This is a genomic window from Paenibacillus sp. MMO-177 (genome assembly GCF_037147795.1).
GTDB lineage: Bacteria > Bacillota > Bacilli > Paenibacillales > Paenibacillaceae > Pristimantibacillus.
This window is the reverse complement of sequence record NZ_JBBCUR010000002.1, coordinates 691869-712928: the sequence shown is the minus strand read 5'-3', so window position 1 is coordinate 712928 and position 21060 is coordinate 691869. Positions and strand designations below refer to the sequence as shown.

The 21060-nt window shown below is 51.6% G+C and carries 21 protein-coding genes and 1 riboswitch; of the genes, 13 read left to right on the top strand and 8 right to left on the bottom strand.

Annotated elements, in window-relative coordinates; all coding sequences use genetic code 11:
* Positions 1-95 precede the first annotated feature (95 nt).
* The gene (gmd, locus tag WFK81_RS08995) at positions 96-1211 is read left to right on the top strand and encodes a GDP-mannose 4,6-dehydratase (protein WP_336786076.1); all 1116 of its coding nucleotides are present in this window, start codon (positions 96-98) and stop codon (positions 1209-1211) included.
* Between the two features lie 69 nt (positions 1212-1280).
* Here the strand turns inward: gmd and WFK81_RS08990 are convergent, their stop codons facing one another.
* Positions 1281-2399: a DegT/DnrJ/EryC1/StrS family aminotransferase gene (locus tag WFK81_RS08990; protein ID WP_336786075.1), complete on the bottom strand. Its 1119-nt coding sequence runs from the start codon at positions 2397-2399 to the stop codon at positions 1281-1283.
* 27 nt (positions 2400-2426) lie between these two features.
* On the bottom strand, positions 2427-3080 hold the full coding sequence (locus WFK81_RS08985; protein ID WP_336786074.1) for an acetyltransferase: 654 nt from the start codon (positions 3078-3080) through the stop codon (positions 2427-2429).
* A gap of 190 nt (positions 3081-3270) precedes the next feature.
* On the opposite strand from WFK81_RS08985, the gene WFK81_RS08980 reads away from it, so the two are divergent.
* The gene (locus WFK81_RS08980) at positions 3271-5175 is read left to right on the top strand and encodes a DUF4214 domain-containing protein (RefSeq protein WP_336786073.1); all 1905 of its coding nucleotides are present in this window, start codon (positions 3271-3273) and stop codon (positions 5173-5175) included.
* Between the two features lie 6 nt (positions 5176-5181).
* Here the strand turns inward: WFK81_RS08980 and WFK81_RS08975 are convergent, their stop codons facing one another.
* The 3 genes from WFK81_RS08975 to WFK81_RS08965 are packed head-to-tail and all read right to left on the bottom strand — an operon-like array spanning position 5182 to position 8168.
* On the bottom strand, positions 5182-6354 hold the full coding sequence (locus WFK81_RS08975; protein WP_336786072.1) for a glycosyltransferase family 4 protein: 1173 nt from the start codon (positions 6352-6354) through the stop codon (positions 5182-5184).
* 30 nt (positions 6355-6384) lie between these two features.
* Complete coding sequence (locus tag WFK81_RS08970) at positions 6385-7479, bottom strand: glycosyltransferase family 61 protein (protein WP_336786071.1); 1095 nt, start codon at positions 7477-7479, stop codon at positions 6385-6387.
* A gap of 5 nt (positions 7480-7484) precedes the next feature.
* On the bottom strand, positions 7485-8168 hold the full coding sequence (locus WFK81_RS08965) for a class I SAM-dependent methyltransferase (RefSeq protein WP_336786070.1): 684 nt from the start codon (positions 8166-8168) through the stop codon (positions 7485-7487).
* 397 nt (positions 8169-8565) lie between these two features.
* Between WFK81_RS08965 and WFK81_RS08960 the strand changes: the two genes are divergently transcribed.
* Genes WFK81_RS08960 through WFK81_RS08950 form a run of 3 tightly spaced genes read left to right on the top strand, consistent with a single transcriptional unit; the run spans position 8566 to position 11300 of the window.
* Entirely contained in the window at positions 8566-9564 is a 999-nt protein-coding gene (locus tag WFK81_RS08960) for a glycosyltransferase family 2 protein (RefSeq protein WP_336786069.1), read from the top strand.
* A complete protein-coding gene (locus tag WFK81_RS08955) occupies positions 9533-10309 on the top strand; it encodes a glycosyltransferase family 2 protein (RefSeq protein ID WP_336786068.1) in 777 nt (258 codons plus the stop codon). The genes WFK81_RS08960 and WFK81_RS08955 overlap by 32 nt, the downstream gene beginning before the upstream one ends.
* A 52-nt stretch (positions 10310-10361) precedes the next feature.
* Entirely contained in the window at positions 10362-11300 is a 939-nt protein-coding gene (locus WFK81_RS08950) for a GT-D fold domain-containing protein (protein WP_336786067.1), read from the top strand.
* Between the two features lie 57 nt (positions 11301-11357).
* Here WFK81_RS08950 and WFK81_RS08945 read toward each other — a convergent pair whose 3' ends face one another.
* Positions 11358-11927, bottom strand: coding sequence for a hypothetical protein (locus WFK81_RS08945; RefSeq protein ID WP_336786066.1), 570 nt, complete (start codon positions 11925-11927; stop codon positions 11358-11360).
* A 304-nt stretch (positions 11928-12231) separates the two neighbouring features.
* Here WFK81_RS08945 and WFK81_RS08940 point away from each other — a divergent pair, with 304 nt between their 5' ends.
* A complete protein-coding gene (locus WFK81_RS08940) occupies positions 12232-13284 on the top strand; it encodes a mannose-1-phosphate guanylyltransferase (RefSeq protein ID WP_336786065.1) in 1053 nt (350 codons plus the stop codon).
* Positions 13281-14234, top strand: a complete 954-nt coding sequence (locus WFK81_RS08935; RefSeq protein WP_336786064.1) for a GDP-mannose 4,6-dehydratase — start codon at positions 13281-13283, stop codon at positions 14232-14234. The genes WFK81_RS08940 and WFK81_RS08935 overlap by 4 nt, the downstream gene beginning before the upstream one ends.
* A 60-nt stretch (positions 14235-14294) precedes the next feature.
* On the opposite strand, the gene WFK81_RS08930 is transcribed toward WFK81_RS08935, so the two are convergent.
* Complete coding sequence (locus tag WFK81_RS08930) at positions 14295-15608, bottom strand: glycosyltransferase (protein ID WP_336786063.1); 1314 nt, start codon at positions 15606-15608, stop codon at positions 14295-14297.
* A 190-nt stretch (positions 15609-15798) separates the two neighbouring features.
* A riboswitch (TPP riboswitch) is annotated at positions 15799-15911 on the top strand.
* A gap of 146 nt (positions 15912-16057) precedes the next feature.
* On the opposite strand from WFK81_RS08930, the gene WFK81_RS08925 reads away from it, so the two are divergent.
* The 6 genes from WFK81_RS08925 (at position 16058) to WFK81_RS08900 (ending at position 20693) form a co-directional block, all read left to right on the top strand.
* A complete protein-coding gene (locus WFK81_RS08925) occupies positions 16058-17092 on the top strand; it encodes an ABC transporter substrate-binding protein (RefSeq protein WP_336786062.1) in 1035 nt (344 codons plus the stop codon).
* A gap of 31 nt (positions 17093-17123) precedes the next feature.
* Positions 17124-17426 carry a thiamine-binding protein gene (locus tag WFK81_RS08920; protein ID WP_336773078.1) on the top strand — a complete coding sequence of 101 codons (303 nt, stop codon included), beginning with the start codon at positions 17124-17126 and terminating at the stop codon, positions 17424-17426.
* Positions 17416-18192: an ABC transporter permease gene (locus WFK81_RS08915; RefSeq protein ID WP_336786061.1), complete on the top strand. Its 777-nt coding sequence runs from the start codon at positions 17416-17418 to the stop codon at positions 18190-18192. Before WFK81_RS08920 ends, WFK81_RS08915 begins: the two co-directional genes overlap by 11 nt.
* On the top strand, positions 18189-18938 hold the full coding sequence (locus WFK81_RS08910) for an ABC transporter ATP-binding protein (protein ID WP_336786060.1): 750 nt from the start codon (positions 18189-18191) through the stop codon (positions 18936-18938). The genes WFK81_RS08915 and WFK81_RS08910 overlap by 4 nt, the downstream gene beginning before the upstream one ends.
* 21 nt (positions 18939-18959) lie before the next feature.
* Complete coding sequence (locus tag WFK81_RS08905) at positions 18960-19760, top strand: TatD family hydrolase (RefSeq protein ID WP_336786059.1); 801 nt, start codon at positions 18960-18962, stop codon at positions 19758-19760.
* 147 nt (positions 19761-19907) lie between these two features.
* Entirely contained in the window at positions 19908-20693 is a 786-nt protein-coding gene (locus tag WFK81_RS08900; RefSeq protein WP_336786058.1) for a glucosaminidase domain-containing protein, read from the top strand.
* Between the two features lie 23 nt (positions 20694-20716).
* Here WFK81_RS08900 and WFK81_RS08895 read toward each other — a convergent pair whose 3' ends face one another.
* Positions 20717-21055 carry a L,D-transpeptidase gene (locus tag WFK81_RS08895; RefSeq protein WP_336786057.1) on the bottom strand — a complete coding sequence of 113 codons (339 nt, stop codon included), beginning with the start codon at positions 21053-21055 and terminating at the stop codon, positions 20717-20719.
* Between the last annotated feature and the right edge of the window lie 5 nt (positions 21056-21060).

Below are 21060 nucleotides of genomic sequence, written 5' to 3'. Positions count from 1 at the left end.
GTTCTTTGTCCGATGCCGAGGCGGTTTGTCCTGTCATACCATATGGAAGATAGCAGGACACCGACCTGCTCAATACGACGACGACGGAGGGAACCATGAATAAGGTCGCCTTCATTACAGGGATTACCGGGCAGGATGGGATGTATCTGACTGAGCTGCTGCTTGCGAAAGGATACATCGTACACGGACTTAGGCGCCGGAGCTCGCTTGCGAATACCGGGCGGATCGACCGCCTTGCCGACGAAGCGAATAAAGACGGCAAGAAGCTGCTGCTTCATTACGGAGATTTAACGGATTCCACAAACCTGGTTCGTTTGGTCCAGCAGATTCAGCCGGACGAGATTTATAATCTGGCGGCAATGAGCCATGTTCATGTCAGCTTTGATTCACCAGAGTATACGGCTAACGCGGACGGTATCGGAACTTTGCGGCTGCTTGAGGCGGTCCGGATTGTGGGGCTGACGGAGAAGACCAGAATCTATCAGGCTTCTACCTCTGAGCTCTACGGTCTGGTGCAGGCGGTGCCTCAAAGCGAAACGACGCCGTTTTACCCAAGAAGTCCTTATGCGGTAGCAAAGCTGTACGGGTATTGGATTACGGTGAACTACCGGGAAGCGTACAATATGTATGCCTGCAACGGGATTTTATTCAACCACGAAAGCCCGGTTCGCGGAGAAACCTTCGTAACCCGGAAAATAACCCGTGCCGTTGCACGGATCGCGTACGGGCTGCAGGACGTGCTGGCGCTTGGCAATTTGTCGGCAAAACGCGACTGGGGTCATGCGCGTGACTATGTCGATGCGATGTATCGGATTCTCCAGCAGGAAACCGCGGAGGATTACGTCATCGCTACCGGCCAAACAACGGAGGTAAGAGAGTTTGTGCGCCTTGCTTTTGCGGAAGCGGGCATCGAGGTAGCCTTCGACGGAGAAGGGGCGGAGGAATACGGATACGTGGTAGCCTGCGTCAATCCGGATTACCGGATTCCGAATGGTACGACCGTCGTCAAAGTAGACCCTCGATTTTACCGGCCGTCCGAAGTGGAGCTTCTGATCGGGGATTCAACCAAAGCACGGACCAAGCTGAACTGGCAGCCCGTAAGCAGCCTGAAGGATCTCGTCGGCGAAATGGTCGCGGGTGATCTGGAGGATGCGCGGCGGGTTGTCAATCTGCGCAAGCTGGGATACGACGTAAGTCTGGATACGGAATAAGCGAAATAACAAAGCCCATCTACAATCCTCGGGGATAAGTAGATGGGCTTTCTTCATTCTATATACGCGTTACACGCCGCGAACGCGCGATTTGATCCGGTTGCAGATATGCTGGATATCCTGTTCGGTTAGTCCGCCGTAAGTAGGGACGTTAAAGCCTTGCGCGGTTATGCGGTTTGCAACGGGGAAATCTTCATGCGGCTGCATGCCTTGATAAGGCGGCAGTACATGCATCGGGTAAAAGAATGGCCGAGTCTCGATGCCGTCATCCTTAAGCTGAGCCATTACTTCATTCCTTCGGGCTTCATCGGCATCGTTCAGAACAATGCTGAACATCCAATATACGTTTTTTGCCCAATTCATTTCGACGGGCAACGTGAGTGAAGGTTCATCTTTGAGATTCTCGTAATAAAGTCCGGCAACCCTTTTTCTCTCGCTAATATGCCAATCCACGTTTTCCAGCTGAGCGCACCCGACAGCTGCTTGCAGATTCGTTAAGCGGTAGTTGTACCCGACAACCGGGAACCAGTATTTGCGCACAGGATCGATGCCTTGGCCGCGAAGCGTACGCATCTTGTTCGCCAGATGCTCATCGTCCGTTGTAATCATGCCGCCCTCGCCGGTCGTAATGATTTTGTTGCCAAAAAGGCTAAACGTTGCGATATCGCCAAGGGATCCCGTCCGTTTCCCTTTGTACTCCGCGCCAAGCGCTTCCGCAGCATCCTCGAGAACAAACAAGCCATGCTTCTTGGCGATGCTGGCGACGGCATCCATGTCGGCCGGATGGCCATAGAGATGAACCGGAATAATGCCTTTGGTGCGAGGCGTGATCAAGCTCTCGATCTTCTCGGGATCAAGGTTCCATGTCTCGGGCTCGCAATCAATAAAGACGGGCGTTGCGCCGCAGTAGACAACGGCGTTTGCGGTAGCGATAAAGGTGACGGTCGGTACGATAACCTCGTCGCCCGGTCCAACACCAAACGCCAGAAGCGCCAGATGAAGGGCGGTAGTGCCATTGCTGCAGGAAATGGCATATTTGGTGCCGCAATAAGCGGCGAAATTTTTTTCGAAGTCGTTTATATATTTTCCGGCAGAAGAGATCCAGGTCGAATCGATGCAATCCATGACATATTTCTTTTCATTTCCGTTAAATACGGGTACGGCAACCGGATAAAATTTGTTGACCATGAAATTATGCCTCCCTCCGAGTTACCTTCATTCTTTAACTAAAGTCCGTTTGACAACGGCGGGCACGCCAACAGCCAGCGAAAACGAAGGAATCGGCCGGATTACGGCCGCTCCGGCTCCAATCATGCAGCCTTCTCCGATTCGCATGCCGTCGATCACCGACGTACCGGTGCCAAGAAAGGATTCGTCGCCAACCGTCACGTTGCCGGATAAATGGCAGCCCGGCGCAATATGGCAGGCAATGCCGATATTCCCGTCGTGATCAACGGTAGCTCCGGTATTAATGATGCTATATGAGCCGATTCGGGTATCCGGCTGTATGACGCATCCCGGCATAATCGCTACTCCCGTGCCGAGAGTAACGCCGGAAGCCAAATAGGCATGCGCGCTAATCGCATTGACCAGCTCGAACCCGAGAGCTTCCGCATGCTTCGCAAGAGCATGCCGCCTTGCGTTGTTTCCGATCGCCACAAAGGCATGACGGATCCCTTGCTTAAGCAGCTCAGGCAGCAGCTCGTCACCGCCAAGAACGGGCAAGCCGAGTACGGTTGCCGCCCGGTCATGGCCGATGCATCCAACCAGCTCCACATGCGGGTCAAGCCGCAAAATATCCACAATCGCTTTGGCGTGTCCGCCGGCACCGATTATGACGGTTTTATTTGGCAGGGCATGATGAAACAAAACGATCGACTCCTTTTACGCATATCCCCATCATATTCAATCGCCAATAAAATGCTTCAATTTCGGCTAGACAGGCGTCTAATTCGGCAAATATGGTTGAAATCCCCAGAGGGCTCGGGCGTGAGCCGTTGCTTTTTCGGGCCGTGACAATACTCTATCTACAGATGAATAGTGATGGGAGGCCAGGCCAATGAAGCGAAAGAAGAAACGCAGGTCGGTCAGACGCAGCTTGCGCAGCCGAACAGCACGAAGCAAACGGCGGAAGAACGGAAAGCCGAGGAGACTTGCAAGAAGAAGAGGAAGAAGGCGTCTGCGCGGCAAAAAAACAAGCAAAAGAAAGAAGAAAGCCGTGCCGGCAGCCGTCGCTTCCGATGAACCTTCCCTTTCGCCGGAAGATTTAGCCCGCCTAAGATCGAATAATACGAGAGTTCGGGCAAGTCTCGCGGCTGGAAGCCGGATGATCGATTATTTGCATTTCGCATTTAAACTGGATAATGAAGACTTTTTATGGGAGCTGTATCGGCAGTTCCTGCAGCGCGAGCCGGATGCAGCAGGTTTCTACGAATTTAAAGGCAAGCTTGAAGCAGGCAATTTGACGAGAACCGCCGTTGCAGCATCCATTATGCAGAGCGGCGAAGCCGAGCAGGTATTCACGAGAAAACCGTCCGGAGAGCATAACACATCAGCCTTTAATCTGCAGGGCTTATACCCCGCCCATACTTTGGACTTTATCCACGGTATCTATGCCGAGCTATTAGGCCGCGAACCGGAGGACGCGAATGTCGCAAACGATGTTCTCGCTGTCCATCAAGGAGTGTCCAGGCAAGGACTGCTGGCACGGCTGCTGATGTCGGAGGAAGCGCAGAATTTGCTGCATTCCCTAAATCCGCCCGCCCCAAAGTCCAGAGCTGCGGTAAACGCTAGGGCTGCAGGTAATTTGAATATCGGCCTTTTCCTATGCTTCGGCGCTCAAATTGCGATGGACGGAGAAGGAATCGGACGTTTCTTCGTCCGTCTATCAGAAGGCCTGTTAGGCTTGCCAAACGGCTTTAATCTTCATATCGCAACAACGGAAGCCAATGTGAAAGAGACGGAAACCATCTTCGCGCCGCTCAAGGCCATGTATCCGAGCCGTTTGTACTTTTACCGTTCCGACAGCATGGCGACTATCAACAGGGTTGTGCCGGCGGATGTCTGGATTGTGCCTTACGTCGGCATGGGGCTGGCCCAATACCTGCACCGGCCTTACATCGTTTGTCTTCATGACCTGGTTTATATGCATTTCCCGGACCTGTATTCGAAGGATATGGATCATTTTCAATACATTCATTCTTTGGCGGAAAAAATAACGAGGAATGCTGCGATTGTTGTGTTTGATTCCGAGTATATCCGCAATCATGAAGGCCTAACGTATTTGAATCTTCCGGTTCATCAGACGGAAGTGGTTCGATTTGCGGCGCCTCATGAGGAATATTCAAGCTTTGGCGTTAAAACGGAGGTAGAATTCCGCGTCAAATACAATTTGTTTGGCCCGTATGTGACCTTCCCGTCCGTTATCAGGCTGCACAAAAACCATGAGCGGCTGATTGACGCGTTCCACCGTTTCCGGCTTACGGACCTGGGCAGAGCCTCCGGTTTAAAGCTTATATTTACGGATGACTTGATTAACCGCCCGAGGCAGCAGGAAATAACAGAAGCGTTAAACGCTATTGCTGATCCTGCTATTCGAGCATCTATCGTCTTTATAGGCCGTATTCCGTCTGCCGACTTGCCATCGTTGTACAAATATGCCTCAGGGGTCGTTGTGCCAACCTTGTTCGAGGGTAGCTGCCCATTCCCGATCGTTGAATCTTTGCTGATGGATACCCCGGTTGCGTTCGGCCGGTTGTCAATTGTCGAGGAGGTTATTCCGGATATGAGCAGCTTTGCGACCTTTGATCCTTTCAATCCGGTCGAGATGGCTGAATCCATCGGCAGACTGTACTTGCAAGGGAAGTCGGTTGTACCCGAGCAGAAGGCAGCCGCAACAAACCTTCTGCATAGGAGATGGGCGGATGTTGCTCTGGATTATGCGGCGATCATTAGCCGAATCTAATTCATATTAATAGAGAATCTTGCCGTAGTAGCGCCAGAAGGTAATCCGGAATACTTCAATATACTGCTTGGCAATATCGTCCCAGGTTTGCGTGGCGTCATGGACGCCCTGCAAGGCCGATAATTTATAAGTGTCGTAATCGTCAAACAAATCATCCAGCGCTTTGGCAATGGAATCCGGATTATGCGGGTCAAACCAGGCAATCTTGGCGCTATGCCTGGACAGATGCTCCCGCATAACCGGAATATCCGAGCAGAGCACCGGCGTGCCGAGGCGTAAAGCTTCTTCAACCGGATAGCTGCCGCCGCCTTCCGAGAGACTAGGCATAACAAGAGCTTTGGCGTTTTTGATCAAGGCCGGAATGTCGTGGTCCCCAACGAATCCAAGCGGGTAGACTTGCCGGTCGAGAAGAAGACCAGTCCGCTTCATGGTGGATACAAGCGTCGGTATCCAGTTCACTTCGGACGTGCTGTCAGGGAACGGAATCCGTAATTTATCGGTCAAATACCCGGTTAAGACTAACGGGTATTTTCTTTTGTAACGGGACTTGGCAAAGCCCATCAGCAGGTTGTTATGGTTTTTGTGGGGAGAAGTATTCGACGGATAAATAATATAGTCGGTTGGAATTCGGGCCTCTAATTCCGGCGATACCTTGCGGTTGTAGATATTTGGAATCGGAGTGATCGCATGCGGGATCACAAAGGCCTGTTCCGAACGGTTGCCGAAATGGGCGATAAGTCTGTTCTTGACATGCTGGGATGATACAACTACCGAAGACGTATGATCGATCCACTTCTTGGATAGTCTCCAATGAAACGACAACTCGTCGCCTTTCATAAACGGCGGAACGAAGTCAAAGATCGTTGTATCATGGAAGGTGCAGACCGTAGGTCGGTCAATGGATTGAAATTGTTCGGTGTGCGGCCAGAAGAAATATACCACGTTCATATTCGCAAGCAGGTAGCTGGAATGGGGATGGTTAATCGGATAGTTATTGTAGCAGATTTCAATATTCCCCGTTTTTTGAAGCTCCGCATAATTCCGAAGCGGCGAATTTGGTGCGACGACTAGTCTGACTCGCTCTACTCCCGGCTGGCGGGCAATGGCTGCTGTCAGATTGTACAAGAGGCGCATCCCTCCGCCGATCGAGAACTGATTAGACCATATCAGGATATTCATGCTTTATCCTCCTGTAATTTAAGAATACGTTTAAGCATTTACGATGCCGTTCAGCCGCATGTAATGATCCAGCTTTCCGATATCGACAATGATATTGTCCGCGCCGACATGCGCCTGGGGTTCAACCTTGCATAACAGCTCGTAATAATCCAATCCCGCATGGCAGCATAGCTTCCAGAAATAGTTGTCTACAAAGGATACGGGAGCCAGTTCAATCAGGGATGCACCGGGTTCGCAAAAGGCAACGTTAATGCTGCCGCTGCCAAACGGGGCCACTATGACTTTGGCCGAAGCAAAGACTTCGATTTTTTCCTCTGTCGTCATTGGAGTGAGCACAATCTTCTTAAATCCCTTTGTGTGCAGGTAGCGGAGCACTTCGTCTTCGTTCACCACGTGCCGGGCTTCGGCATCCTCACGCGTGATATAAATCCGCTCGTAACCATTGCGTTTGCGGATTTTGCGCTTGTTCTTCATTTGATCCGCGATATAATGCGAGGCCCAGGGCGGACATTTTCCAATCATTAACGGTACAGCCGGTACAATCAATGTCTTTGCTTTCAGATGGAAATCCGTTTGATCGGCCTGAATGATCTTCTTGTAAGGAATGCCAAGCAGCTTTAATGACTCGTATTGAAACGAATAGGTAAGCTTGGGCAATACGTATTTGTCAATCGATATTCCGCTTTTCTCCAGCAGATGAATGCGGGGCAAAATATCAAAGAACCAGTGCCCAAATACCGCGTGCGTGCCGCGGTTCATGGGCGTTGGAAAGTTCCAGCCCCAGAACAAGGAGGCTACGGTTCCGGCATAATAGTCAGGTTCTTCAAGAACCATGTTCTCATAGCCGATGTCATATAGCTCCAGATCGCCAAGCCGTTTGTTATCCGGCGTGATCACGTACAGGTGGCTTGTCATAAGCCTTCCTTCGGGAATGCTGACGACAAAAGCTTCATCATACTGGCAGGTTGAAATCCAGCGGTGAGGGTCAACGCTTCTTGGAGATGGCAATTGAATCGTTTCGGCTGGATAAATCACTTTGTATCGTTCTTTGGCTTCGTTTGCGGGAAGGGTTTGCGCCCAATCCTTTGCCTTCTTGTAACTTTCTTTGGGTATGGTGTATTTCATGATCTTTACCCTCTGGCATAACGAAGAATGAGCTTGTGCTGCTGGGCAAGAACACCTTGGAATTTGTCCGGCACGCCTTTCGGAAAGAGCACGCCCAAGCCGTTGGAATGTTGAAACTGCATGTGGGGATGGATGGCTGCAAGCTGATCCCACAAAATATGAACGCCAAAATCCATGATTTTGACTGCCGTGTCATGAAAAAGGACGATGCCGCTAGGCGCCAGCTTCGGCAGCCAGCTCGCGTAATCATGAAGCACCGTATGATAAGCGTGATAGCCGTCGATATGAAGAATATCGATAGCATTGTTCGGGAACTTAGGCAGCGCTTCGTCGAAGGTGGCCCGTACCAGGGTGCCGACATTCGGAAATTCCCTGTTTTTGAACGATTGAACCGCTTGATATATGCCGTCATTGATTTGCCCATACATCCCTGTATGAGGATCGCCCTGCCATGTGTCCACGGCGTAGCAGGCGGTTTCGAGAGCGGAATCCTTAATGGCCTGACAAAAGCTGAAAAAAGAAGTTCCGTATAGGGTGCCAAGCTCTACGATTACTTTCGGTTTGGAGAAACGGACGAGATCGTACGCGAAGCGGCGGTGTCCGGACCAAGCTCCTTCAGTCATCATTCCCGCAGGTATTTCCGGTGCATGGTCGGCTGCGAATTCTGGCCTGTAAAACTTCCAATCCATATGTCAACTCCCCATCTATCGTTATAGAAGCACAAGAATTGCAATATTTTATGTTCGTCTGCTATAAGAGGTCAGGGACAAACGTGCAGGCGAAATACACATTTATGAAGCGGGAGGCCGTACATAAGCCGTTACTATTCTATTGTCCGTACATACAATGTCAGAGGCAGACGCTAAGAAGATTCTATTGGCAGGAACATAGAAGGAAACAATCAGAAAGACACAATCAGAGTAACGAGGTGTTAATATGAAAAGCCTCGCCAGGAAAAGAAAAGCAGCCTACTCTGGCAAACCGGCGACATCCCGGCAGAGGCGGCGCACGACACCGGCCGGCACGAGGAAATCCAAGCCTCAAAACATCAAGCGGGGACTTGCGGATAGGGGAAAACCTTCTTACATGCAATTACCCACATTGGCCTGGGAGCGCGGCAGAAATGCTGCTCAAACTTCTTCATTTGATGAAGAGGCGGACCTTCAGCAGCATGTGCAGGAACTTTGGCTCAAAGAAAGCGGATTAATTAGAAAAGCGACTGCCGCCGGCAAATATATTCCGGTAATGAAAGCTTTCGTTGACGGTTGTTTTTCCGCGCATCCATTAGAAGCGACCCCTAATTGGGTACTGCTTCCGACGAATAAGAAAGTGGCCGCCGTTGTTATGGCCATGAACGAGGAATTGTCCATTCTGTCAACCATTCGGGAGCTGGAACGAATGCCCCTTCATGAGATTGTCGTTGTCGTGAACGGATCGACCGACTCGAGCTTCATGATGGCGAGAACAAGCAGCAAAGCGATTATTCTCCACTATAACGAAGCTTTGGGCCATGATGTAGGGCGAGCGATCGGAGCGAAAATCACAACCTCGGATGTTGTCATTTTTCTTGACGCGGATATCCCGGTTGCCGCTGAGCAGCAGCTAAGCTTTGTCACAGAAGTAGATCGGGGCCTAGATGTCGCTTTAAATGATCTTTCCCGTTACATCGGCATGTTCTCCGACTGGGATGAAGTTTCGATTATGAAGTATTTTCTGAACCGCTCCAATCGACGGGATGACCTGAATGTGAATTCCATGACGGCGGTTCCGCATGCCTTAAGCCGAAAGGCAATTGAGGTAATCGGTTCCGCCAATCTGGCCGTTCCGCCCAAAGCGCAAGCCATCGCTTTGCAGAGAGGCTTGCGAATCGGAATTGGCGGCAGCATCGATGTATTCAAGAAGAACAGGCACCGCAAGGATAATGTCGGCGCAAACAATCCGATCTCGAGGTTGATTATGGGCGATCATTTGGAAGCGCTGGGCTGGGCGATGCGGGAGGAAAACCCGCGTCTCAAATATACCGATCATTTGCGCAAAAGGGAGCGTGCGAAAGGTGTTAACAAGCATCATTATACCGACCTGTAACGCATTCCCCCTTCTGCGCGAGACCATAGCAACCATCCGGAAGCATACGAAGGACCCGTACGAGCTTATTGTTATTGATAACGGCTCAACGGACGGTACGCTTGAATACTTGAAGCGTGAACGGATTATTGCCATTTCCTTGCCGATCAATACGGGGTTTCCGGCCGCCTGCAACTGGGGGATGAGACTAGCAAGAGGAGAACGGCTGCTTCTGCTTAATAATGATGTTCTTGTTACGGACGGGTGGTTGAGCAGCATGCACAGCGTGCTCGATTCGGATACTTCCATCGGGCTGGTCGGACCGATGACAAACTATGCAAGCGGCAGGCAGCAGACCGCAATGACTGGCCGTTATGACGAATTCGCCGCGCAATTACAAATCGATGAGAATGGGCAACGCGAATTCGTAAAAAGAATCATCGGCTTTTGCATGCTGTTTACCCGCAGCTTGATGCAGACGATCGGGGTACTCGATGAACGGTTCTCGCCCGGACATTTCGAGGATGATGATTACTGTTACCGGGCATATCTCGCAGGGTACCGGGTTGCTATCGCCAAGGATGCATTTGTCTATCATCACGGCAGTGCTTCTTTTCGCAGCTATGCAGGAGAGGATCTGGAGGATTTAGTAAGACGGAATCGGCAGCTGTTTACGGATAAATGGGGAATCGACCCGCTTGAATTACACGATGAGAACAGCAAGGGGGAACGTCATGCGCAACAGGACGCCTCGCAAAAAAGGTAGACCAAGGAAACGAAAGAAACCGACAAGAAGAAAACGGCGTACAATCCATGCCTTGCCCAAATTTAACGGGACTCCGGCAGAACTAGGCGCAACAACACCCCCCTCTGACACGGCCCAGCAAGCAGAAGCGGAGGGAAACAAAACGGAGTCCAATCTGCAAGCCAGCTGTCTGGAAGATTACGAGAAAGGTTACCGGGAGGGGAAATATGCAGGCGGAGAGGAATTGGTAGATCAGCTTCTGCCGCCAAACATGATTTTTCCGGAGCTTTCCCTTAAGCAAATAATAGCAACCGGGTTAAGCATGCATACGGAGCATGCCATTCCTCTTTTGCTTCCGGAACAGGTCAGCGATGCCATTCTTCATGCCATGGAGAAGAAGCAGCCGTTATCTGTCGTGAGGCTGGGGGACGGAGAACTGCTTACCATGGCTCAAGAAATCGTTATGCCGGTTGATCAAGTAAGAAGGGAAGGGAAATTTCTGGAATATGCCGGAGTTAGTGTGCCGGATCTTGAAATCCGCAACCAATTGGCGGAGGCGGTTATCCGAGCCGATATTGTTGGCATACCGAGAACAAGAATGCCTAATTATCAGCTGCTTGTTTCGCCGGTTTTTAAAGCCTATGGCCTGTCATTCCGGGAGCGCCAATGGACGGATTCCCTTATTAATTACAGTTTATGCACAGCAGGCTGCCTCCTGCCGATCCTTCAGAACAGGCGTGTTCTTCTGATCGGCAATTTGGCGGAACAGCTGGCCGCCGTTCTTGCCCGGCATGGCATACACATCGCCGGGATAGTCGCCCCGGTAAACGGTGCTCGCGATGCTGCCAGAGTTACGGCGCTGGCCCGGCAGTACGATTTCGATATCGCGCTTGTCTCCGCAGGTATCGCAGCCGTGTTAATAACCGAGGAGCTTGCCCGTCTAACGGGAAACGTGGCTATCGATTTCGGGCATCTTGCCAATGCGCTTATCAAGGGGGATGCCTCCCTCTAAACAATATGTAGAGGAACAGCCTTTCCGTTGGATGCGAAAAGGCTGTTTGGGTTTTGGTTAGACGCCGATCGAAGCTGCAAGCGAGGAGTATTGAACCGAAGCAGTAGCACCAGTGATCGCTACCGAGATCGAGTTAACGGCTACTTCAAGCGTGTATTCGTGAGCGCCGACCGACAGCGTGTCGAAGTAAGTGATAGGAATCGTTACTTCAAGATCGAGAACTGCGGCAAGAGCTACCGTTGCGAAAGTAGTGTTTGTAACCGAAGCTACAACAACGCCGTCGCGAAGCAGATCTACGGTGATCGTTGGGTTGAGCAATACGCCAAGAATTGTACCGGACAGCGCAACGTCAACAACCCCGTCGATTTTTACTTTATTGGCTGCTACCGAAGTCACCGTAACGGGGACGGCAAGAATTTCAACCGGCGGAATGACCGTTCCGATGATCCCGATTGCACCAAGCGGGAAGACACCTCCGTTAGCTCCGTATACCCCAGCACCTGGACCGGCAGGGCCTGTAGGACCTGTAGGACCTGTTGGGCCAGTAGGACCTGTAGGGCCGGTAGGACCTGTAGGACCGGTGGCTCCAGTCAGACCGGTAAGGCCTGTCAAACCTGTTTCTCCCATATCTAATCCTCTCCTTTCAGTTAATATACCCTATCATATGTTGCGAGATTCATAGAGAAGACGGTATTTGCCTTGAACGACTGTCTATTTTGCTAGATTAGGATTAGCTCGATTCAGATAGTTGGGCGGAGTCATATGCCTGATTTCCGTCCCTTTTGGCTATTCGTCCATTAGGATTGCTCTATCAAAGCATAAGTTGTAGATATGTAATTTATCAATCCGGCACCGGTTAAGGAAGGAGCTCCGGCTTGACTAGAAGAGAGGTTTCAATAGAAGAAGATTTACCGTTTCGAGGTGAAATTCTATGATCGCTGTTATTATGGCAGGAGGTAAGGGTACGCGCTTTTGGCCAAGAAGCACGGTTGCGAAGCCAAAGCAGTTTCTGACATTAGCTTCGGAAGAGGCCACGATGCTGCAGCAAACCTATGCTCGGTTCCGTTCCTGTCTGCCCGAGGAAAAGGTGTACGTCGCCGTAAGTGAGAACTATTTGCCCATCGTGAAGGAGCAGCTTCCAGAGCTGGGGGAAGACCGTATTATTTTGGAGCCTGCGCAAAGAGACACAGCGCCTTGCATTGCATTGACAGCCAGTTACTTCATGAAGCTGGAGCTGGATGACGTACTGGTTACGGCGCCTTCGGACCAGTACATTCCGGATACGGAGGAATTGATGGATGCACTGCGGGCGGCGGAACAGGCAGCCAAGGCGGACGGCGTAGTCGTAACGCTTGGCATCGTTCCCTCTAGAGCCGAAACGGGGTACGGTTATATCGAAACGATGGAAACCGAGGAACATGCCGACCGGTTTGGGGGGCGGATCAAAGAAGTTAAAGCATTTATCGAGAAGCCAACCAAGGAAAAAGCGGAGAAGCTGATAGAGCTTCCGAATATGTATTGGAACAGCGGTATTTTTATATGGAAGCCTTCAACGATCGCCGGTTACATGATGAAGTACCAGCCGCAGATGTGGTCGATATTTGATCTGGAGGATGAAGAGTTCAGGCATTCGTATGCCCGTTTGCAGAAGCTTTCTATCGATTTTGCCCTGGTAGAAAAGCTAGAGCGCCTCTATACGATCCCTATCGAATTTATTTGGGATGATGTAGGAACTTGGACCTCGCTAGAGAGGATATTCAATACCGACGGCGACGGGAACTTGCTGCTGGGGCAAATATACCCGTTTGCTACGCGCAACAGCATTATTTATTCGGAGCAGCAGCAGGTTGTAGCGATCGGCATTGAGGATTTGATTATTGTTTCGACTGAAGAAGGCTTGCTGATTTGCCGAAAATCGGACGAACAAAATGTCAAGCATGCCATCGCCGCGCTCACTGCCGATCAAGAGGGGCGGCAGGGATGAAAGCACTAATTACAGGGATAACCGGGTTTGTAGGCAGTCATCTTGCCGAGCATTTGCTCGGCGAGGGGATTGAAGTGACAGGAACCATGCGGAGTCACAGTTCGCTGCGCCATATTCGCCATCTGCTGCCGGATATGTGCCTGTATGAGTGCGAGCTGATGGAACCCGAAGCGGTTGAGCGCATGATGGCCGAGGTACGGCCGGACCTGGTCTTTCATTTGGCGGCGCAAAGCTTTGTGCCGCTGTCATGGGAATCTCCGGCTGAGACAATGACCAACAATATTATGGGGCAGGTTCATTTGCTGGAAGCAATAAGAAAGCTTGGCATATCCACCAAAGTGCTAATTGCCTGCTCCAGCGAGGAGTATGGCCATGTGGAAGCGGATGAGGTGCCGGTTAAAGAGACTAACCCGCTTCGACCGATAAGTCCGTACGCGGTAAGCAAGATCGCACAGGACTACTTGGGCTATCAATACTTCAAAACCTATGGACAGCATATTGTCAGAACGCGGACCTTTAACCATCATGGCCCCCGCAGAGGCGAGCAGTTCGTAAGCTCGAATTTCGCCAAGCAAATTGCGGAGATCGAGAAGGGACTAAAACCTCCGGTATTGTATGTGGGAAATCAGGAGGCTAGCAGAGACTTCACCGATGTGCGGGATGTCGTAAGAGCCTACCGGATGGCGCTGGACTATTGCGAAGCCGGCGAAATTTACAATATTGCATCCGGTCAATCCCATATGATTCGCGAAGTGATTCAAACGCTGCTCAGCTATAGTACGGTGGATATTACGATAGAAGAAGACAAAACAAGGCTTCGTCCCTCCGATGTGAAGGTGCTCGTAGGCGATTATGCCAAGTTTTATAAGCAGACCGGATGGAAGCCGGAAATTCCGTTCGAGGAGACGCTGAAGGATTTATTGAATTATTGGCGCAATGAACTGGCTTGATAAGACCTGACTCGGCGGGGAAGAGCAATCTCTCTCCCGCCGGGCAGGCCTTGTATTGCATTAGATCAGCTTCAGCTCTTTTAACCGGTTTTTGATCCGTTGGCCAATAACGGCAGGCGAGAAATCATTATGAATGGTCCTCATGCCGCTTGCGGCAACCGATTCCCGCCAGCGCGTATCGGATACGAGACGCTGCATGTATTCCGCGGCGTGACTTACATTAGGCTCCGCCCAAATCTGATGGCTCTTGTAAGGTCCCCAATCCTGGCCGATATTAACGAGCTGGTAGGATACCGGGCAAGAATTGGCAGCATTCATAAATTCCGTATTGCCGGACCAATTCGTCGCGATGACCGGCTTGCCCAAATACATCGCTTCCGCTAGGCCAAGACCAAAGCCCTCGGCACGGTGAAGGGAGACATAGCTGTCCGTGCACTGCAGCAGGGCGTTCACTTCATGCCTGGACAACACTCTATCGATTAAATACATGTTGCTCCGCTCCGCAATCAGCTTCTTCAGCTCGGCGAGCTCATTTGGGCGGAAGTCCGCATTGTTTACTTTAAGGACAAGTCCTGCACGTTGATCGTTCTTATCAAAGGCCAGCTTAAAGGCTTCGATTACCGCCTTTGGGTTTTTGCGCAAGGTCGAGCTCTGAACGTCGTACATCATAAGAAAAAGAAACCGGTTCTCCGGCAGCCCGAAGGAAGCGCGGTTAATATTGGGCGCAACTTGTACCTGGATACAGTGGGGAATCGTGATAACGGGAACGGAAGCCCGTTTGGAGACGGACTCGGCTACGAATTTGCTGCACACCCATACCTCGTTCACATGGTTGAAGCCCTCCGCATGCTCTTCCGGAAACTCCGGCAGCTCCCAATGCCAATACCCGATGTTGTACCGGCTGTTGAACAATTCGTCCCCGAAATGCTCGCGCGCAGGACGCATAAAGTCGGCGTTCATATGAAAGATATTGGTATTGTACCGGGCTTTGTCCAGCAGCTTATGCGACCAGCTGTAATCGGACATCCTCGAGGCTACGGCAAGCGGAAAATTAAGCAGGCCAAACGGAATGGCTGCCGTATCGACCGCTTTTGCCGCAAGCCGCGAGGATTCGCCGATTCCCATCTCCGCGTGAACAAAACCGATAATATTTACGCCTGGCTCCCGGGAAGCGTCGGATGGAGGCATTGCCCGTTTCGCTTCGGCAGACCGCCCGGAGCTGCGCTTTTTGGAGCGGCGATGTTGCTTTCGCCTTGATTGCGGCTTGTCGGTTCGTCTGCGGTATGATCTGGACCGGCCTCCCGGTCTTCGTCTTCTGGACTTCGATTTGTTCGGCCGCTGCGGCTTTTTGCCCGTCTTGCGTCTTCTTTTCACCCCGGTTCAATCCTCTCGATATTAGCGGATATGCACTCGACTACATACTATTCAAGCCGGTCACCCGACTATAAGGACAACAACCCACCAGGCGCAAAAACGGCGTATGTCTAAACCTAAATCTACGATTCTTTAAAAGGAAGCTGGCTTTTTCGAGCAAAAAGGGTATAATGAGGTTTACTGACGTAAGTGAATAGCACCGGGGAGCTGGTTGAGGCCAGCTGAGAGGGAATTCCGAAGAAAATTCCGACCCTTATACCTGATCTGGATAATGCCAGCGTAGGAATTGTTATTTAGGTGTGCCTTTTATTGAAGGAAACAGGCAGACCTGTAATAAAGCTGACGAATTGTATGGCTCTCCGGAAATCGGAGGGCTTTTTTTATTTTCAGAAGGTAGTCCGGCCGTAATAGCAAACGTCAAAGTGAAGCAGAGAGGGAGAGAAAGAAAGATGAGATCGGGTGCAAAGAGAAGGTATGCTGTTGTTGCCGCCATGCTGGCGGTCGTTGTGCTGCTGGCCGCATGCGGCTCGAACAGCAGCAAGAATACGGAAAGCGAGCCTGCGGGCAATGGAGCGGACAAGCCGTTGACCAAAGTGAAGGTGGTTCTGGACTGGACGCCCAACACGAATCATACCGGCTTGTACGTGGCGCGGGATAAAGGTTATTTCAGAGAGCAAGGCCTTGATGTCGAGATTATTCAGCCCGGCCAGGACGGCGCGGATAAAATGGTAGCTTCCGGCGGAGCGGAGTTTGGCGTCGGCTACCAAGAGTCGCTTACCATGGCGCGTATCGCGGGTGTGCCGCTTGTATCCGTTGCTGCGGTGATCCAGCATAATACCTCGGGCTTCGCTTCGCCGGCTTCCAAGGGTATCGACTCTCCGAAGAAGTTCGAAGGCAAAACCTACGGCGGTTGGGGAGCACCGGTAGAACAAGCGGTAATCGGCTCTCTGATGCAGGAAGAGAATGCGGATGTATCCAAAGTGAAGATGCTCAGCATCGGCGACACGGATTTCTTCACGGCCGTGAAGCGCGACATTGATTTTGCATGGATCTACTATGCTTGGACCGGCGTTGAAGCAGAGCTGCGCGGCGAGAAGCTGAACATGGTTTATTTGACCGATTATAGCGAAAAGCTTGATTACTATACGCCGCTTCTGGAAACTAGCGAGAAAATGATCGCCGAGAAACCGGAGATTGTTAAGGCGTTTGTTGCAGGTGCCGCTAAGGGCTATCAATTTGCGATTGACCATCCGGAGGATGCGGCGGAAGTGCTGATCAAGGCGGAGCCGGATCTGAATGCCGACCTGGTTCGCGCAAGCCAGAAGTGGCTTAGCCCGAAATATACGGATGACGCTCCTCAGTGGGGCGTGCAGAAGAAGGAAGTTTGGGTTAACTATTCCGGGTGGATGTTCGACCACAAGCTGCTGGAGAAAGAGCTGGATGCCGATAAAGCGTTCACGAACGACTTCCTGCCGAAAGCTTAGAAAAACAATAGGATAAGAGGAGCTGACGATGATGGCTAACGCGCTTGTAAGTATTCAAATCCTGCCAACAACACCAAACGGGGAAAGCGTTATTCCGTACGTGGACCGCGCTATCGAGATTATTAAAGCATCCGGTGTGCCTTACCGGGTAGCTCCGCTGGAGACAACAATGGAAGGCGAGCTTCCGCAGCTGTTTGAAATCGTGCAATCCATGAATGAAGCCATGACCGAAATGGGCTGTCCTTCCGTCATCTCGCAGGTGAAAGTATATTTCAATCCGGCTAACGGGGCTTCCATGGGCCGGCTGCTGGAGAAGTATCCGGATGGGCAATAAAGGCTGGTATCATGCGGTCTGGCCTTCTCTGCTGCTCGTCATCCTTATTCTTGCTGCGTGGCAGCTGTCGGTTGATGTCGGCGTTGTTCCCGAGTGGCAGCTCCCATCGCCGACATCTATCGTAAAAGAAATGCTAGACGTCTGGCCGCGCTTGATGGACAATGCCTGGTCAACGGTAGAGCTGGCGCTTATCGGATTTGGCGGAGGCGGGGCAGCCGGCATCATCCTTGCCGCTATCCTTCATCTTATACCTTTTGTACGGAGAGCCGTCTATCCGCTGCTTGTCGTAACGCAGAACGTGCCGGTTATCGCGATTGGCCCGATTCTAACGATATGGCTCGGTTACGGCGTTCTGCCCAAGCTTATCCTGGTCTGGATCGTCTGTTTCTTTCCGGTATCCGTCGCTATGCTGAATGGCTTCAAGGACACCGACCCGACCCTTCGCAATTACATGCGGATGATTGGAGCAGGGGATTGGCAGCTGTTTACGCGGCTCGAATTGCCTAATGCCGTTACCCATTTATTCTCGGGCCTCAAAATCGCCGCTTCTTACGCCGTATTAAGCGCCGTTGTTGCGGAATGGCTCGGAGCGGACAAAGGATTAGGCCACTATATGATTCTGTCGTCCAAGGGTTATGAGCCGGCAAGGGTATTTGCTTCCGTATTTTTGATCGTGGCGCTAAGCCTTGCTTTGTTTGGTCTGGTTGCCCTCATCGAGAGATTGGTCATCCGGTGGCGTCCGGCGAAAGGAGAGGGAAGAGCATGACGGCTCCAGCGCTTGAACTAAAAGGGATCCATAAAAGCTTTGATTCCGGCCGGAAAAATGTTCTGAACGGCTTGTCGCTAAGCGTGGCCGAGAACGAATTCGTCTCCATCATCGGTCCATCCGGAAGCGGGAAAACAACGTTGTTCCAGCTGATTGGCGGACTCGAGCAGCCGTCAGCCGGCGAAGTCTGGATTGAAGGCAAGCAGGTAACCGGCAGCCGGGGGCATATTTCGTATATGCCTCAGCAGGCCTCCCTGATGCCTTGGCGTTCGGTGTCGGCCAATATTGAGCTCGCGCTTGATGTTGCGGGCGTGGAGCGCAGGGAAGCGGGGCGCCAGGCGCGGGAATGGCTGGGACGCATCGGTCTTGAGGAATACGCCGATTCTTATCCCCATGTATTATCCGGCGGGATGCAGCAGCGGGTATCCTTCCTGCGGGCGCTGCTGTCCCCCCATACCTTAATGCTGCTTGATGAGCCGTTTGGCGCGCTTGATGCATTAACGAGACAGCAGATGCAGCAGTGGCTGATGTCGATTTGGGAGCAAAACAAACGAGCGGTACTCCTTGTTACGCATAGCATTGAGGAAGCTTTACTGCTGTCTGACCGGATTATCGTATTGTCATCTGCGCCGGCGGTCATTTTGGAAGAAATTAAAGTGCCTTTCGAAAGACCGCGTTCCCCGCAGTTATGGCGGGAACCGTTGTTTAATGAATTGAAGCAACAGATTCACGAGCTTCTTCATTAAGCGGAAGGAGGAGTGATTATAATGGAACCGGGAAAAGCAATAGATGCGCATATTCATCTTGATTCCTATGAAGAAGCGGATCGGCAAGCTATGCTGGAGCAGGCTTTTGGAGCGGGAATCGAAGCGGTTGTTGCGGTATCGATGCATTTGGATTCCTGCAGGACAAACGCATCGCTTGCCGCGCGGTTCACGGGGCGGGTGTTTCCCGCATACGGCTATCATCCCGAGCAGCCGGTGCTTCCGGAGGCGGAACAGGATGATCTGTTTGCCTGGATAAGGGACAAACATGCAGCCGGAGAAGCGTTCGCCATTGGCGAAGTGGGCTTGCCTTATTATTCCCGGACTTCTGCGGAAGAGGCGGGGCAGCCTTTTGACGAGGCGCCGTATCTCGTATTACTTGACCGATTTGCAGGGCTTGCGGCGGAACTCGGCCGTCCGATCATTCTGCATGCGGTATATGAAGACGGGGCTAAGGCTTGCGATATCATGGAGCGTCATCAGGTGAAGAAGGTCCATTTCCACTGGTTTAAGGGAGATGAAGCCACAATCCAGCGGATGGTTTCTCTCGGCTATATGATCTCGCTTACGCCGGACGTTGCCTACGAGCAAGAGATCAGGTCGTTGGTTGAGCAATATCCTTTGGAACAAATGATGGTGGAGACGGACGGACCATGGCCTTTCGAAGGCTCATACGAGGGCCGTATGACCGTGCCGCAAATGGTTCATGATGTTTGCGCGCATATCGCCGCGATCAAGCAGCTTCCGGAGCGGACAGTGCGGGAGCAGCTGCTTCGGAATACGCGTGAATTTTATAGTCTGTAAAATCAAGCAACTCCGTTTAGTCCCGATGATGGGCATAACGGAGTTTTTTGTTACTAATGCGGCTGTTACCGTTACAGACTGGATCGGGACGCCATAAACTGGGAGGGACAGCTTCTATGATAGTTTGATAGAAAAGGAGGAGGTCGGATGGCGATTCTTACAAGGTCGCAGTTTATTGCTGCGCTTGTCCCGACTGTTCTGCAGGTCAGACGCGAAGGATCATCGATTTTTCCTTCCTTGCGGCTTGCGCAGTGTATGTTGGAAACGGGCGGCGTCATTCATCCTTGGTACAATCTCGGAGGTATTAAGGTCGGATCGGGCACTCCCAATGCTTATTGGCATGGCGAAGCGGTGGTAAAAGGAACCTGGGAAGTGGTTGACGGAACAAGGGTCAGCATGAATTCCTCGTTCCGTGTTTATAACAGCGTGTATCATTTCATGAAGGATCAGGATCTGTTGTTTGCGACGCCTCGCTACGTCCGCGTCCGGGCAGCCGTGACACCCGAACAACAAGCAAACATGCTGTATGTGAGCGGTTATGCGACAGATCCTGCTTATCCGGGTAAGCTGGTTGCGCTCATTAACCAATATTCCTTGAAGCAGTATGATACGGCCTTTGCTTCCTCACCTTCGACAACGATGTTCCGATCTTCGCAGACGGTTCCCATTCTCGTAGACGGTCTAGTTGCCGCGGTCGGATACTTAGAGGGAGGAACAACCTGGGTTGCTGCCCGGGCGCTGGGAGAGTCGCTTGCAGCCGTCATCGGCTGGACCGGAGGCGAGGTAACGGTTAATGGCCAACCGCTTGAATCCCGGCTCGATATTTCAACCGGCTATGTAACGATGAGAGACTTGGCGGCGGCATTAAACCGCAAGGCGGTGTGGGAACAGGCGACCCAGACGGTCACTTTGCAAGCGGCAGCCCTCCCTTAAGAGACTGCCGCTTTTTCTTGCTTTCAGGGGCGAATCGTGACCCGGGTTCCAATCGGCACAAGGTCGGATAAAGCGAGCACATCCTCGTTGTACATACGGATGCAGCCATGCGATACCATTCTTCCGATGGAGGAAGGGTCGTTTGTGCCGTGAATGCCATAATGCGGTTTGGACAAACCCATCCATAGCACGCCAAAAGGTCCGCCCGGATTTTCCTGTTTGTTAATAATCTTATACTCCCCAGAAGGAGTCTGAGTTACCATCTTGCCTATGCCAACCGGATAAGAGTGCACGACAACATTTCCGTCAAGCAGATGAAGCATCCGGTCCGACAAATCGACGATTATACGGTAAACGGCCATGTTGC